General features: G+C 61.9%; 13 protein-coding genes. 3 read left to right on the forward strand and 10 right to left on the reverse strand.

All coding sequences use genetic code 11. The features are described from left to right. Positions 1–21 precede the first annotated feature (21 nt). Positions 22–1,638: a serralysin family metalloprotease gene (locus tag J0X03_RS12270; protein ID WP_042784449.1), complete on the reverse strand. Its 1,617-nt coding sequence runs from the start codon at positions 1,636–1,638 to the stop codon at positions 22–24. 411 nt (positions 1,639–2,049) lie between these two features. Here J0X03_RS12270 and J0X03_RS12275 point away from each other — a divergent pair, with 411 nt between their 5' ends. Then, positions 2,050–2,403, forward strand: coding sequence for a protease inhibitor Inh/omp19 family protein (locus J0X03_RS12275; protein ID WP_160204275.1), 354 nt, complete (start codon positions 2,050–2,052; stop codon positions 2,401–2,403). Between the two features lie 4 nt (positions 2,404–2,407). Here J0X03_RS12275 and J0X03_RS12280 read toward each other — a convergent pair whose 3' ends face one another. After that, positions 2,408–2,929: a chromate transporter gene (locus tag J0X03_RS12280; RefSeq protein ID WP_116286994.1), complete on the reverse strand. Its 522-nt coding sequence runs from the start codon at positions 2,927–2,929 to the stop codon at positions 2,408–2,410. Then, complete coding sequence (locus J0X03_RS12285; protein ID WP_089194721.1) at positions 2,926–3,492, reverse strand: chromate transporter; 567 nt, start codon at positions 3,490–3,492, stop codon at positions 2,926–2,928. Before J0X03_RS12285 ends, J0X03_RS12280 begins: the two co-directional genes overlap by 4 nt. A 103-nt stretch (positions 3,493–3,595) precedes the next feature. Here J0X03_RS12285 and J0X03_RS12290 point away from each other — a divergent pair, with 103 nt between their 5' ends. Further along, positions 3,596–4,549, forward strand: a complete 954-nt coding sequence (locus J0X03_RS12290; RefSeq protein WP_160204274.1) for a LysR family transcriptional regulator — start codon at positions 3,596–3,598, stop codon at positions 4,547–4,549. Positions 4,550–4,812: 263 nt separating this feature from the next. Continuing rightward, on the forward strand, positions 4,813–5,982 hold the full coding sequence (locus J0X03_RS12295; protein ID WP_042784444.1) for a cupin domain-containing protein: 1,170 nt from the start codon (positions 4,813–4,815) through the stop codon (positions 5,980–5,982). A 36-nt stretch (positions 5,983–6,018) separates the two neighbouring features. Here J0X03_RS12295 and J0X03_RS12300 read toward each other — a convergent pair whose 3' ends face one another. The 7 genes from J0X03_RS12300 to J0X03_RS12330 form a co-directional block, all read right to left on the reverse strand. Beyond that, a complete protein-coding gene (locus J0X03_RS12300; protein ID WP_103682006.1) occupies positions 6,019–7,323 on the reverse strand; it encodes a c-type cytochrome in 1,305 nt (434 codons plus the stop codon). Between the two features lie 11 nt (positions 7,324–7,334). After that, complete coding sequence (locus J0X03_RS12305; RefSeq protein WP_160204273.1) at positions 7,335–7,793, reverse strand: (2Fe-2S)-binding protein; 459 nt, start codon at positions 7,791–7,793, stop codon at positions 7,335–7,337. Further along, on the reverse strand, positions 7,793–10,015 hold the full coding sequence (locus J0X03_RS12310) for a xanthine dehydrogenase family protein molybdopterin-binding subunit (RefSeq protein ID WP_160204272.1): 2,223 nt from the start codon (positions 10,013–10,015) through the stop codon (positions 7,793–7,795). Before J0X03_RS12310 ends, J0X03_RS12305 begins: the two co-directional genes overlap by 1 nt. A 201-nt stretch (positions 10,016–10,216) precedes the next feature. After that, complete coding sequence (locus tag J0X03_RS12315; RefSeq protein WP_160204271.1) at positions 10,217–11,041, reverse strand: M55 family metallopeptidase; 825 nt, start codon at positions 11,039–11,041, stop codon at positions 10,217–10,219. Positions 11,042–11,056: 15 nt separating this feature from the next. After that, a complete protein-coding gene (locus tag J0X03_RS12320) occupies positions 11,057–12,112 on the reverse strand; it encodes a P1 family peptidase (protein WP_033650461.1) in 1,056 nt (351 codons plus the stop codon). Positions 12,113–12,285: 173 nt separating this feature from the next. Next, complete coding sequence (locus J0X03_RS12325; RefSeq protein WP_160204270.1) at positions 12,286–14,385, reverse strand: peptidase domain-containing ABC transporter; 2,100 nt, start codon at positions 14,383–14,385, stop codon at positions 12,286–12,288. Next, positions 14,378–15,652, reverse strand: a complete 1,275-nt coding sequence (locus J0X03_RS12330) for an HlyD family secretion protein (RefSeq protein ID WP_033642998.1) — start codon at positions 15,650–15,652, stop codon at positions 14,378–14,380. Before J0X03_RS12330 ends, J0X03_RS12325 begins: the two co-directional genes overlap by 8 nt. Between the last annotated feature and the right edge of the window lie 177 nt (positions 15,653–15,829).

Raw genomic sequence — 15,829 nt, forward strand, 5'->3', positions numbered from 1 at the left:
TTTCTCTTCCCCTTCCTCACCTCAGGCAAACAAAATATCGCTCTGCTCCACCTGCCCGACCACGTGGATCTTGAAGTCGGCGGCATAGCTGTTGCTCTGGGTGTTCATCAACAGATCGGTGGTGCCGTTGAAGGCGTCGAAGTTGAGCTGGATCTCGCCTTTCTGGCCGCTGAAGGCGCTGCCGCTGTCGATAAAGCGCAGCTCGCTCAGGCTATTGTTGAAGCGCAGGCCGGAGAGATCGATCTTGTCGATGCCGTGCTCAAAGTCTTCAATCACGTCGAACGCCGCCACCGTCGACTCTTTGGCGTTGAGATAGACGAAATAGTCGGTGAAGTTGTTGGCGTCTTTGCCGCCCCACAGATGGTCCGCCCCCCGCCCGCCGTACAGGATGTCGGAACCGGCGTTGCCCGCCAGCAGGTTGTCCTGATCGTTGCCGATGAGCAGATCGCGCCCGCTGCCGCCGATGGCGTTCTCGATGATCGCCCCGCGCGCGATGGCGACGTTCTGCGTGCCGCCGCCGACGCTGGAGAACGCGCCGTCGTTCAGGTTGATCATCTGCTGCTGGCTGTAGCCGGAGAAGTCCAGCGTGTCGTTGCCGCCGGCGTCCCACACCGCGAAGTTGACCGGTTTGCCGTTGTCCGCCGTGGCGGTCAGGAAATCACGGCCGGTGTTGGAGTTGAAGCCGTACACCGTGTCGCCGGTGCGGGTGTTCATGTTGGCGCCGTACAGCTTCTGGATCGCGGCGATGTCATCCACCATCGGCCCATAGCCATACACCCCTTTGGTGTCGGCGCCGGTGTAACCGGCGTTGAAATAGCTCATGATCGAGTATTGCAGCGAATCCTGATAATAAGCCGCGTCATTCTGATAACTCGGGTTGCCCAGCGACGCGTCATAAGATCCCGGGTGCGCCAGCCCCAGGGCATGCCCCAGCTCGTGGGTGAAGGTCTGGCTGCTGAAGTCGCCGCTAACCGGCGCCTTATGGGTGGCGAAATTTTTGTTGAACCACACCGTGCCCGCAAAGGCGTTATCGCTGCCCGATTTGGAACTCGGCGGGTAATAGGCGTAAGCGTTGATGGCATTCGGGCCGCTGCCGGCTGCGGTGCTGCCGTCGGCGCGCTGCGTGAAGTAGGCGAAGGTGATATCCGCGCGGTGGTTGATATCGGTGGACGCCGCCTCGGTGAAGGTTACGTTCGCCACGTCGGCCCACGCCTGCATCGATTTCAGCGCCTGAGCCTGCGCCGCCTGGGTCAACGGCTGCAGCCCCTTGTCGCCGTCACCGGTCTGGCCGATGCGGTTCAGCGCGCTTTGCGTCAGGAAGGAATAGGTCAGCGCGACCGGCTGGTGATACACCTGGTCGCCGTTGTGCGTCAGGCCCGGCCGCGTCAACTGATCGGCGGCGCGATCGAAGCTGAAGTTATCACGGATTTTACCCAAATTATTAATCGCCGCCCCGCCGCGCTGGTTACTGTACAGGTTAGCGTTGTCCAGCGTGAACAGCGCGCCGTAGCCCAATCCGTCATAGGGGCTGCCGGGCTGGTGATAGTAAAACTGATAGTTATGATCGTTGGGGGATGTGGCGGCCAGGCTGGTGAACTCATCATCATCTTGCAAAATGTCGTTGTGGCGACTGCTCATTGCATTCTCCTTTTACACACTAGGAATCCACTCGATTTGTAAGACTATTCATCAGTCGTTCTTATCTAAGCCGAGGCTTAGGATTGACCAGTATAGTGACTCACTCCGGCGGCGCGAGCCCGCCCAGCCTGGCTTCACCGCGCCGGGCGTTAAGAAGGAGATAACCATAACAATTTGTATTCTCACTATATTAATGAGAAAAATAAGCGCAATAACAGGTTAATCACTCGTCTTTTCGCGCCTTTTAGCGACGGTTAGATCAGAATAATCGAGGATTAAAAAACCTAATCCTTGCCTCATCATCCCGCCGGGAACGTGCTAAGGTGTGAACGGACAGCCGAAAGGAGTGACCCGATGCCAACCCATTTCCTTATGCGCGCCTTGCGTCGCGCCAGCCTGACAGGAGTCGTTATGAGCGTATTGTGCAGCAGTGCCCTGGGCAGTTCACTGCCGTTGCTGGAACCCGCCGCGCTGAAGGGCGACTGGCAGCTCGCCGCCATCGGCGACGGTAAAGCCGTCTGCGAGGTGCAGCTGAGCGACGAAACGATAGCCAACACCAACGCTTTCCGCTTCAGCGCCTCCGCCGAGTGCCTGCAGCCGCTGGCGCTGCACGCGCTGCCAGTCGCCTGGCGGCCGACGCCGGACGGCATGACGCTGACCGACGCTGAAGGGAGCATGGTGGCGTTTCTGGCCCTGACCGCGCCGAAGCGCTATGAGCTGATCGACCGCAACGGCCCTTCACGCTTTGTGCTGATCCCGCGCTAATCCTTCAGGCAAACAGCAGGCCGAGCAGCGCGCCGCCCGCCAGCACCCACAGCGGATGGAGGCGCTTGCTCATGCTCAATCCCGTCGCCAGCGCCACGATCGCCGCCAGCCGCCAATGGGGCGCGGAAGCCTCGGCGATCAAAAGGCCGCTGGCCACCACCAGCCCCACGGTCAGCGGCACCAGCCCGGCCTGCACGATGCGGCGCCACGGACGATCCTTAAAGCGCCGCCAGGCGCCCATCACCAATAGCGTAACGATGGAAGACGGCCCGAACTTGGCGATCGAAGAAACCAGCAGCCCCGCCCAGCCGGCCACGTGCCAACCGACCAGCGGCACGATCATCATGTTCGGCCCCGGCGCGGCCTGCGCCATGGCGAACAGCGCGCTGAACTCCTGGGCGCTCATCCACTGATGCACCTCTACCACCTGCCGCTGCATCTCCGGCAGAATGGTCATGCCGCCGCCGAACGCCAATAAAGAGAGCTCGGTGAAGATCAGCGCCAGCGCAATCAACACCCCGCTCATGACGGCCACCGCCACATCAGCAGAATGCTCAGCGGCGCCAGCACCAGCATGGTCGGCAGCAGCGGCAGGCGCAGCCAGGCGATGGCGATCAGCGCCAGCGCGACGATCGCCAGCGCCGGCCATTTGCCGCGCAGCGGCAGCAGCATCTTGATCCCGGTCGAGAGCAGCAGCCCGGCGGCCGCGGCGGCCAGCCCAGCGAACACATGCTGCACATGGGGATCGTTTTGGAAGCGGGCGTACACCACGCCCAGCCCCACCACGATCGCCGTCGGCGCGCTGATGAGGCCCAGCAAGGCGCACAGCGCGCCGCGCAGCCCGCGAAATTCCATCCCCACCGCTACCGACAGGTTGATCACATTGCCGCCGGGCAAAAACTGGCACAGGCCGAGCAGCTCGGTGAACTGTTCCGCGTTCAGCCAGCGCCGGCGTTCCACCAACATGCTGCGCGCCATCGGCAGCACGCCGCCGAAGCCAATCAGCCCCAGCCACAGAAAGCCCAAAAACAGCGCCGCGTTGCCCGGCGCTGCCACCGGGTGCGGTTTTAACGTATTGATATCTGACATGACATTGCAGTTCCACATCGCTTGTTTTGATGTCTGGTATCATGCGCGCCGCCGTGCCATGATGTCTAATGCATTCCGGAACAACGAAAGATACCTTTGAGGTATGGCAATGATTGAACTGCGTCGCCTGCGGGCGTTCGTCACCGTGGTGGAAGAAGGCAACATCACCCGCGCCGCCGAGCGGCTGTTTATCCAGCAGCCGCCGCTGACCCGCCTGTTGCAGGGGTTGGAAGACGAATTGGGCGTGAAGTTGTTACAGCGATTGCCGCGCGGCGTGCGCGTCACCGAAGCGGGCGACGTGCTGTTCGAAGAAGCCCGCGCCCTGCTGGCGCGCGCCGAACGCCTGCGTGAAGCGGTGCAGCGCGCCGCCCGCGGCGAGCAGGGCCACATCGCCATCGGTTTCACCAGTTCCGCCGCGCTGCACCCGTTCGTGCCCAACCTGCTGCGCCGCTACCGCGACATCCTGCCGGGCATCACCACTCAACTGGAAGAAGCCGGCAGCGGCGAACTGATGGAGGCGTTGCTGGAACAGCGCCTCGACGCCGCCTTCGTGCGCTCGCCGGCCAACGGCATTCCCGGCCTGAGCGTCGAGCCAGTGCTCAGCGAGCCGATGATCGTCGCCCTGCCGCTGGGCCATCGGCTGGCGCAAGAAACGCAGCAACCGCTGCCGTTGGCCGAACTGGCCCACGAGGCGTTTATTCTCTATCGCCGCCCGGCCGGCCAGGGGCTGTACGACGCTATCCTGGCCGCCTGCCACCGCGCCGGCTTCAGCCCGCGCATCGTGCAGGAAGCGCCGCGCCTGCCGGCCACCCTCAGCCTGGTCGGCGCCGGATTAGGGGTGTCAATCGTGCCCGGTTCCATGCGGCGGCTGGGCGGCGACGGCATCGTCTACCGCACTCTCGCCGCAGAAGCGCAGCTCAGCGCCCCGCTTTACCTGGCGCTGCGCCGCAGCCCGGCCTCGCCGATCGTCGAGCGCTTTCGTCAGCTGGTGCTGGAAACCGTGGGGGCGCCGGACGCTGACGTCACAACAACAGCCCGAACGGCCAATAAAAAATGACGTTCGTTTATTATTTATTTAAACCGGCCAGCGACTAAAATTAATTCCAATTAATGACTATTCAACTTCCGAGTAATTAATCAAACCCGCTCTCACTTAGTAACAAACGCAAACAAATAAGCGCCTACCCAATAAATTCCAGCCGCTAGGATTTAAGGGTCACAGCCTGTTCCCGCCGATGACAAAAAATCATTTCAATGGCGATCGTGCCTTCCCTGTCGCCTGCCTCTGCAGGCGCACGGTTTTATATTGGAGAAAATGCTATGCTATCGCGTCGTGATATATTGAAAGTCTCCGCCGTCAGCGCGGCCGCCGCCGGCATGATCGGCGGCATCGCCAAAAATGCCGCTGCCGACGACCATCGCAATATCGTGCCCCCCAGCAGCTATCAGCCGCCTGCCGATGCGCAGCATCTCTATAAATACAAATTTACCGACAGCAAAAAGCGCAGCCTGCCCAACGGCTGGGCGCGCGAAGCCACCGTCGAGCAATTCCCGATCTCCGAAGGCGTGGCGGGCGTCGACATGACGCTGGAGCCGGGCGGCGTGCGCGAACTGCACTGGCACGCCATCGCCGCCGAATGGGCGTTTATGCTCGAAGGCCATGCGCGCATCACCATCCTCGATCCCGAGGGAAAATGTGAGGTGGCGGACTTCGGCCCCGGCGACGTCTGGTATTTCCCGAAAGGCTATGGCCATTCCATTCAGGCGCTGGCGGACGGCGCGCATTTTATTCTGGCGTTTGATAACGGCCACTTCTCCGAATTCGGCACCTTCAGCATTACCGATTGGGTGGCGCATATGCCGAAAGAAGTATTGGAAAAAAGCGTCGACATGCCGGCGGCGGTATTTTCCAAGGCCAAACAGGGCGAGGCTTATATTGTCGGCGGCGCCGTTCCGCCCACATTGCCATTGCCGAAAAGCGACGGCGGATTAAATAACGCCCCGCTGACCCACCGCTATGAATTAATGAAGCAAAAGCCGTTCTTTGAAAATGACGCCGGCAGCGTCCATTTGGTGTCGTCGAAAGAATTTCCCATTTCCACCACCATGACCGGCATCATCGAGATCGTGAAACCCGGCGCAATCCGGGAATTGCACTGGCACCCCAATGCCAACGAATGGCAATACTATATTGCCGGCAAAGGCCGCATGACGGTGTTCAGTTCGCACGGCCACGCGCAGACGGAAGAGTACGCCCCTTCGGACGTCGGTTACGTGCCGCAGGGCTTCGGCCATTACATCGAGAACATCGGCGATGAGGATTTGAAGGTACTGATCGTGATGGACAACGGCATTTATCAGGATATTTCGTTGTCCGACTGGCTGGCGAAAACCCCGGCCTACCTGCTGGCGGACAACTTCAATAATCAGGTTGAGGACTGGCAGGATAGACCGAAAGACAAACGGGTGATGTCGCGCCGCAGCCGCTGACGCCGCGGCGAGGGAGAATCTCCCTCGCCGCTTTCTTTACTGCTTGCGCTGCTCCGCCACCTGTTTGGCGGTGACCTTGCCCTGCTTGTCGCCGAAATGGCCAACCACAAAGTTGGCGACCGCCGCCACTTCCTCGTCGGAATACGCGCTGCCGAACGCCGGCATCATCTCATGCCGCTCGCCGACGCTGATGCTCGTCCCCTTCAGGATGGCCTGCACCACGCTGCGCCCCTGCGGATCGTTCACCGCCGTGCTGCCGACCAGCGACGCGTACTCGCTCTGGCGGCCCGGCCCGTTCCACTGGTGGCAGCCGCTGCAGTCGTTGGCGAACACCCGGCGCCCGAGCGAGCTGTCTTGCCCGCCCGGCAGGATCGGCGTGGAAGCCCCCGCACCCTTCGGCTGCAGGTTCACCGCCGCGGCGTTGTCGCCGGCGATCGGCTCGATATCGCGCAGGTATTTCACCAGCGCCAGATTATCTTCCGGCGTCAGGAACTGCAGGCTGTTTTCCACCGCTTCCGCCATCGGGCCGGCGGCGCTGCTGCGCCCCGGCGCATGACCGGTGGCCAGATATTGCGACAGCTGCTGGTCGCTCCAGCCGCCGATGCCGGTCTGTTTGTCCGGCGTGATGTTGGCGGCGAACCAGCCCTGCACCACTTCACCGCTCAGGTGCTTGCTCTGGTTAAGGCCGAACCCCAGATTGCGCGGCGTATGGCACTCGCCGCAGTGGCCGAGCGCCGTCGCCAGATAGGCGCCGCGATTCCACTGTTCATCCTTGTTGAGATCCGGCGCGAAGCGCTGCTCCTGGAAGAACGCCAGGTTCCAGAATTTCATGCCCCAACGCTGATTGAACGGGAACGACAGATCGTTTTGCGGGTTGGCCTGTTTCACCGGCGGCAGGCTGAACAGATAATCCTTGATCGCCAGCACGTCGTCGCGGCTCAGCCCGGTGTACGAGGTGTACGGCATCGCCGGGTACAGGTTGCCCTGCGGGCCGATGCCCTCACGCACCGCGCGCACGAACTGATCGTCGCTCCAGTTGCCGATGCCGGTTTCCTTGTCGGCGGTGATGTTGGTGCCGTAAATGGTGCCGAACGGCAGTTTAAAGGCGAAGCCGCCCGCATAAGGCGCGCCGCCCGGCGCGGTATGGCACGCCACACAGTCGGCGGCGCGCGCCAGGTACTCGCCGCGCGCCAGTTTATCGGTCATGCCGGCCGGCGCCCCGGCGATCGGCGCCGCAGGCTCCGCGCCGGCAGGCCGCAGCAGGGTATACAGCGCGTATCCTCCCGCCAACACCACCACGGCGATAATCAGCCATAACAGCCCTTTCAAGGCGTTGCTCATCACGTCTCTCCCTAACCCAACGCCTTGGCGGCCTGGTGGATGGCGGCGCGAATGCGCACATAGGTGGCGCAGCGGCAGACGTTGCCGCCCATCGCCGCGTCAATGTCCGCATCGCTCGGGTTTTTGCTCTGGGCCAGCAGCGCGCTGGCGCTCATGATCTGGCCGGACTGGCAGTAACCGCACTGCACCACGTCCAGGTTGAGCCAGGCTTCCTGCACCGCCTTGCCTTCCGGCGTGGCGCCGACGGCTTCGATGGTGGTGATTTTCTTGCCGGCGGCGGCGGAGACCGGCGTCATGCACGAACGCACCGGCACGCCGTCCAGATGCACGGTGCAAGCGCCGCACATGGCGATGCCGCAGCCGAACTTGGTGCCGGTCAGGCCGGCTTCGTCACGCAAAAACCACAGCAGCGGCATGTGCGGATCGCCCTCGAAGGTCAGCGGCTGCTCGTTTACGGTTAAATTAATCATCAGGTTCTCTCCTTGTCAGACGCCGGATTCGCAGTGGGATTATGCAGCGGCAGGCTCAGCGAGGCGCGCGGCCGCCCGAGCAGCGCCAGCGCGTTGCCGACCGCCGGAGCGATGGTCGGCACCCCCAGTTCGCCCACGCCGGTCGGTTTCTCGGTCGAAGGCACGATGATCACCTCAACCTCCGGCATCTCATTGATGCGCAGCGGGCGGAAATTATTGAAGTTGGACTGTTCGACCACGCCGTCTTTCAGCGTGATATTGCCGTACAGCGCCAGGTTCAGGCCGTAGCCGATACCGCCTTCGATCTGCGCGCGGATCACGTCGGGGTTCACCGCCACGCCGCAGTCCACCGCGCACCACACCTTGTGCACTTTCGGGATGCCGCCTTCGCCGATCGATACCTCGGCTACCTGCGCCACATAGGTATCGAACGCCTTGGCGACGCCCACGCCGCGCGCGCGTCCGTCCACCACCTTGGCGCCCTGCCAATCAGCGGCTTTGGCCACCGCCCGCAGTACGCCCGCCGCGCGCGGCGCGTCGCCCATCAGCGCCAGCCGCCCTTCCACCGGATCCTGGCCGGTTTCCTGCAACAGCTGATCGATAAAGCTCTCCACCGCGTGGCCGGTGTGGGTGCTGGCGACCGACCGCAGCGAGGTGGTCGGCACCTTGCCGGGCACGATATGTGCATCGCAGCGGAAAGCTTCGAAGGTATAAGGCACCTCGCTGGCGCCCTCGACCATCATCTGATCGAGGCCGTTGACCACCAGCGCATCCATCGCGCTGTGGCGCGTCCAGGAGTGGCCGACTACGGTATCGGTCCAGCCCACCACCTTGCCGCCGCGAATGGCGCCGCGCAGGCGATGCAGGATCATTGGGCGATACCAGCCGTTGCGGATGTCGTCCTCGCGCGTCCACACCACTTTCACGCCGTGGCCGGGGCCGATGCCCTTGGCCGCCGCCGCCATGTCGGCCGCCAGATCCGGCCCCAGCGTCGGGTTGCCTAAATCGATGCGACGGCCGAAGCTGCCGCCCGCCAGAATGGTTTCAATCTGTACCTTGTCCGGCGGCAACTCGAACAGATCGCACAGCTGCTTATGGTCGAGCGTCTGAATTTGGCAGCCGTAGCGCGCCTTGACGCTCTCGCCGTCCCAGAACAGATAGCCGTCCAGCGGCTCCATCGGCGCGTGCGCGACGTAGGGGAAGGTGTATTCGGCCTCGATCACCTTGTCGGCCTTGTCGAACACCTCGTCCGGCTTGCCGAGACTCTTCGCCACCACGCCGGTTTTCTGCGCCACCTGGCGGAACTCGGCGTAGATTTCCTCGGTGTTGCGCCGTTCGGCCTGCGCGTCGTCCCAGGTGACCCTCAGCCGATCCCGCCCCTGGATCGCCGCCCAGGTATTGTTGGCGTAAACCGCTACGCCGGTGGCGATTTGCTTCACCGCCACCACGCCCGGCACCGCCAACGCGCGTTCGGCGTCAAACGTCGCCACCTTGCCGCCGAAGCGCGGCGGTTTCTTGATGGTGACAGTCAACATGCCCGGCTCGTGGATATCCTGCGAGAATTGCGCGCTGCCGTTGGTCTTCGCCAATGAATCGACGCGGTGCAGGCCGCGCGTTTTGCCGATCAGGGTAAAATTGGTCGGATCCTTCAGCGTCAGGCTGGCGGGATCGGGCGGCGGCAGCGTAGCGGCCAGCTCGGCGAACTCGCCGAAGCCCGCTTCGCGCCCGCTGGCGGCATGACGGATCTTGCCCGCCTGCACGGTGATTTCCTGCGCGGAGGTTTTCCAGCTCTGCGCGGCGGCCTGCACCAGCAGCGCGCGCGCCATGGCGCCCATACGCCGCATCTGTTCATAGGCGTTGGCCACCGAGCTGGAACCGCCGGTGCCCTGGAATCCGAACGCCAGGTTCTTGTAGACGGCGGTGTCCACCGGCGCGGCCACGACCCGCACCTGCGCCCAGTCGGCGTCGAGTTCTTCGGCGACCAGCGTCGCCATGCCGGTATAGACCCCCTGGCCTACTTCGGTGTGTTTACTGATGACGGTGACGATGCCGTCGGCGCCGATCTGGACGAAGGCGTTGGCGTCAAACGCCGTCGCGCCGGCGGCGGCCGGGGCGTTCGAGCGCGCCAGCGCACCGGTGGACGGCAGATAGGCGCCGATCACCAACGCCCCGGCGCCGACGATAAACCGCCGCCGCGAAAGCGGAACTTGGGATATGCTCATTGCTCATGACTCCAAAAAAACCGAAGGCGTCACTGCCCTCGGCGAAACAGCGCTAATTATGGGAATGGCTTGCCGCGCCGGTCAGGTGACATAGCACAACAGAGCAATAATTAGCGTAGCCTATTATCCAGTAGGCTTAATGTTGAAGAGGGATTTTCTATTGGAGAATCGTGCGGTGCGGGCGGGAACCCGCACCGGGGGTCAGCTCTGCGTCGTCGCCAGATAGGAGAAGACGCTGAGCAGGCGGATTGGCGCCGCCATGTTGTCGCTGTCGAAGGCCACGGTGAGCGCATCCTGGCGCTCCACGCCGGGCACCAGGCTGAACAGATCCGCCAGCACCGGTTTGGCCGCCATCAGCGTCAGCCGGTAAGGCGGCATGAAGCGGCGCTCCACCGGCAGTCTGGCGCCCTGGCGCACCTGTTGCATCGCGCGCTCGCGGATCTCGGCGCGTGCCCGCTGTGGGCTGAGCGATTCGGCGGCGGTTTGCGAGAGGGCGCGTTTCACGCAAACATAGCCGGATTGCGGATAACGTTCAGCGATCCAGCGTTGCAGCTCGTCGTCACCGCTCACCAGCCACAGCGGCACGTTTAACTCCGCCGCCGCCGCCGCATACAGATCGCTTTCGCCTACCGCCTCGCCGTTCAGGCTGACGCGATAAAAGGCCCGGCCGTTGATGGTATGCGCCAGCACGCCGCGCTCGCCGGCGGCGCTGTGATAACCGATAAACATCAGGCCGTCGTAACGTTGATGCTGCAGCCCTTCCACCATCGACAGCCCGCGCGGTTTGCCCTGCACCAGGCGCGCCCGCACATCGATGCGTTCGGCGCGCAGATTCTGCATCATCGCGTGGCTGTCGGCCACCGTCACCTCGGTGGCGCCGCCGGCAAAAGCGCCGTCGATGGCGGCGTTGACCTCCTGCTCCATCAGCTCGCGCGCCGCCGCATAGTCGGCGTGGGCCGGGTTGCACTGCTCCGGCCGCATCACGCCGGCGATCCCCTCGATATCCGCAGAGATAAAGACTTTCACATCAGGCTCCTGTATTTAATTTGCCGCCAGCCGATCGAGCAGCGGGCCCAGCGCCACGCGCGCATGCTGCTCGAAGCCGCTGACGCCTTCGGCGCTGAGCAACGCATCCAGCACCGCGTATTCGGTGGCGTCCGCCGCCGCCGCGAACAGCGGCTCCAGCCGTTCGTCCGGCAGCGTCGCCCCCAGTAACCGAGTGGAGAACGCCAGCGCGATGTCGCCGGAGCCGTGCCCCCAATGGCTGCCCACCCGCCCCAGGCCCGCGCCCGCGCGGCGGGCGATGCGGTTCAGCTGGCGGCTGTCCAGCGCCCGATCGCAGGCGATGATGATGATGACCGAACCGGCGTCCACCTGCGGCGGCGGATCCGCCAACAGCTTGCCCAGCGCCTGGCCGACGCGCACGCCGCTCAGCGTCAGCGAGTCGAGAGTGCCGAAGTTGGCCAACACCAGCACGCCGAGCGTGGTGCCGAGCCCCGGGCAATAGCGCGAGGCGGTGCCGATGCCCCCTTTCAAGCCGAAACTGCTCATGCCGCGCCCGGCGCCGACGCTACCGCGCGCAAAGCGGGTGGAATGGTTATCCAGCGCGCTGAAGACGTGTTCCTCACGCACCGCCATCGCCTGAATATCGTTGAGGTAGCCGTCGTTGCACTCCAGCACCAGCGGGTTGATGGTGGCGCTGCCGCGGCCGATCTGCGGGTAGCGCCGGCAGCTGCGCCGCACCATGGCGTTGAACAGCGTGCCGACCGCGAAGGTGTTGCTCAGCAGGATCGGCGTTTGCAGCACCCCCAGTTCGTTCAGCTGCACCAGCCCCAGCGGCTTGGCGAAGCCGTTGAGCACCGCGCTGCCGCACGGCAGCGGCTGGTTGAACAGATCGCCCGGCGGCACGATGGCAGTGACGCCGGTCTGACATTCGCCGTCGGCCAGCGTGTGATGCCCGACGCTGACGCCCGGCACGTCGCACAGGGTGTCGGTCGGGCCGGCCGGATAACGCGCGCCCGGCAGGCGGCGGTGGCGCCGCCAATAGCTCAGCAGATTATCGAGGCTTTGTTGTTCAAATGCCTGGCTGTCTGTCATGGTTCCCTCATCCGCCGTTAGCCCATCAGAAAACCAGAATATCGCGCAATGCGCCGCGCCGTAAATTGAAAGCGTAAGCGAGCAGTAAAAATAGCCTTGCCCCATCGCCACTTATTGGGTTTTTAGGGAGAAAAGCAATGTAAGTGGCTTGTGGCGCAGGTGATATCCCCCCCTTATCCAATATGGATAACCCGATCTGCCGACGCAATGGTCGTTTCACGGTGGGCAATGATCAGCTTAGTGATATTGAGTCTCTTAATTGCCTGATTCACGGCAGCTTCGCTCTCCTTATCCAGCGCACTGGTGGCCTCATCCAGGAACAAAATAGCCGGTTTCTTGTAGATTGCCCGGGCTATGAATAGCCGTTGTTTTTGCCCGCCGGACAACCCTTCCCCCAACTCGCCGATCGGGGTTTCATACCCCATCGGCATGCGCATGATCACCTCATGCAGATAGCTGGCACGGGCACAGGCTTCCATCCAGGCATCATCCATCTTGTCCGCGAACCCGCAAATATTTTCGCGGATTGAGCCGGAGAACAGTTTGTCGTCCTGCATCACGCAGGCAATCATTTTGTGGTAGTTGTTGATGCCGAGCTGCCGGATATCGACGCCGTTCACCTCAACCCGCCCTGCAGCCGGGGTAAACAGTCCGCACAACACCTTCATCAGCGTGGTTTTTCCGGCGCCGGACGGGCCCACGATGGCCACGCTTTCGCCCGGCGCAACGCTGATGTCCAGGCCATCAAAGATAGCCGGTGACTGGCTGTCGTAACGATAGCTCAGGGCATGGGTCGTCAATCCCAAAGGTTGCAGGCCCGCCGTGTAAGGCTGATCGGGTTTACGCTCCTCCCGCGGATGCAGGGCGATATCGGCAATGCGCTCGTTATGCAGGCTCATCATGCGCAGCTGCAGCAAAAATTCCGTCAGCGACCCGATGCGGTCGGAGAACTGCCCCCGAAAGGCGCCGAACGCCACGAACATACCGAGGGTCATCTGGTTATCGATCACCAGGCTGGTTCCCAACCACAGAATGACGATCTGGTCACACGCCGCTATAAAGGTGTTGATCCCGCCAAACAGCATGTCCATTCGGGTGACGCGGATCCCCGTGTTGATGGTGTCGATTTCAAGGTTTAGCCAGTGAGCGATGCGGCGTTCTGCCATGCCCTGCATCTTGACGGTAGCGATACCGTACAGCGTTTCCATAAAATACGAGCCGGCCCGAGCCTCTCTCACCAGCGCCTCCTCAGACAGCTGACGGTAATAGCCGTAGGTCAGCAGTCGCATCAACACATAAAGCGCAGTGAAAGTGAGCACTACCCAGGTCAGCCAGCCGCCATACAGCGCCATCATCACCAGCACACCGATCACCATGATGCCGTCCATGATGGCGCCGACGATGCTGGTGGTGAAAGTGCTGCGCAGCGTATCCAGTGAACCGAAGCGTGACTGAATGTCCCCCAGCTTACGACGTTCAAAGTAACCGAGCGGCAGGCGCAGCAGATGGGTGAACAACCCGGACTGCCACTGAACGTTGATAAGCGTCGCCATGACCAATCCTGACCATGCCCGCACCATGCCGATGGCGGCCCGCAACAAGATAAACAGCATCAATCCGGCGCAGATGAGCGACAGTAACCCGCGATCTCCGGCAGGAATAGCATGATCCATCACCAGCTGCGTGCCGATGGGCATCACCAGGTTGATGGTTTCGAATACCAGAGACAGGCAAAAAATTTTGCCGAGCGCCCCCTTGAGGCCATGCACGCTGCCGATCAGCGTGCGAAGATGAATGCGATGGCGGACGCTGTCGGCGGTGAATTCGCTGCCAGGCCAGGCCTCAAGCGCTACGCCGGTGAAACTGTGCGACAGTTCCGTCAGGCTGACGGCCCGGCGCCCGCGCGCCGGATCATGCAGCACTGCGCGGTGGCCTTTGACGCTGACCAGCACCACAAAATGGTTGAATTCCCAGTGCAAAATGCAGGGCAGTTTTAGCGCGCCGAGTTCGTCCAGATCCAGAGACAGGGGACGGGTACTCAACCCCAATTGCTCGGCGATACCGGTCAGTCCAACCAGCGTTGCACCGCGGGTTGACAGGTTGAACTGCCGGCGCAGCGCGATCATGTCGATATTTTTGCCGTAATAACCGCAGATCATCGCCAGACAGGCCAGCCCGCATTCCGACGACTCGGTCTGGTGCACCATCGAAACCCGGTGGCGCAACCGCAGATCCAGTTGGCTGACCCGTTGTTTGAATGAGGTCCTACTCATTGACTGGCCCCGTCGCGCTGTGTTTCATGTCGTAGAACGGCGACAGCATCCATTGATAAATCTTCCTTTTTTCCAGAAACAGGGTGCTTTGCGCTTTCATGCCGTTTTCCAGGCTCAGACGTTTACCGTCATAGGCAATGGCCTGTTTCTCCGGCATGACGATCACCTTGTAGTACGGCACGGCGGCGGTCAGCGCCGCTTTGGGCGCTCCCTGATAGGTCAGCATTTCCTGCGGCGAGGCCGGGGCTTTGGAGATGACGGCCACCGTACCGGCAAACTGGCCAAATTTCTCCGCCGGAAAAGCGTCATAGCGCACATTGACCTTATCGCCGGCGACGATGTAGGGGATAGCGTCGTTGGGCACCCACAGTACCAGGGCATAGCGATCGATGTTTTGCGGGATAATCTGCAGCAGACTGTCGCCGACGTTGACCATTTGGCCAACCGTGACGCTCAGCGAATCGATACGGCCGCCGGCCAGCGCGCGAACGATAATATCGCCAGTGGCATCTATGTTTTGCCGCTCCTTTTGCAGCTCGTAGCGCTGCAGCTCCATCTGGTAAATCTGGTTGTCGAATTCGGCAGCCTGGATATGGATCTGGCTTTCCAGCGCGGTGATCTGCAGCGCATTCTGTTCGTTCTGGCCGGACAGGCCCAGCAGGTTGTTCTGCTGCTGGTAATACAGCGCCACCTGGTTGGTGAGCTGATCCTTATTGATCAGCCCTTTGGTCTGATAGTGCCGGTAGTTCTCCATGTTTTCCTTCATGATGCGAATCCCTTCCTGGGCGCGTTTGAGGATATCGGTGGAACGGGTGAATGCGGCGGTGTATTGCGCCTTCTGTTGTTCCAGCATGATAAGCGTGGCCTGCTTGCTGCTTTCCAGTCGGTTGATGATTTGCGCAATGCGTGCCAGCTGGCCATCGATATCCCGGCGCTGGTTGTCGCTGATCACACCGCTACGGGTACTCTTGCTGACGTCGATCTGGTAAATGGGGGCACCAGCGGCAATCACCTGCCCTTCGGTGACGAATTGCTTGACCACTATCCCCTGGACGGCGGAATAAACGTTGGCGGCGCGCGGATAAGTGCTGATCTCGCCGGTCACGTTGACCCGCCGGGTATAGGTACCGGCGATCGCGAAGGTGAGAAAGGCGATGAAGAAAAACAGGCAGAGCCCTGTCGTGCCCCAAACGGGAATACCGGGTAGCAGAAGCGCCCTGCCACGCCATTTCATTTTCTGATTCTCGATCGCTTCCTGGCGAAACATGAGCAGCGTCCCTTAGTGATAGCTAACATTCAAATTCACAGACTACTGTATTGACAATAAAATAAGCAGAAGGTCAGTTAATTTTGGTGAGAGGATATGAAACTATTAAAATAAACACCTTTAAATCTTCTGGGTGATCCTGGCGCCAATAAATTTTTATGAACGTATGTTTCACCC

Origin of the sequence: Serratia ureilytica (assembly GCF_017309605.1) — a bacterium.
GTDB classification, from domain to species: Bacteria; Pseudomonadota; Gammaproteobacteria; order Enterobacterales; family Enterobacteriaceae; genus Serratia; species Serratia ureilytica.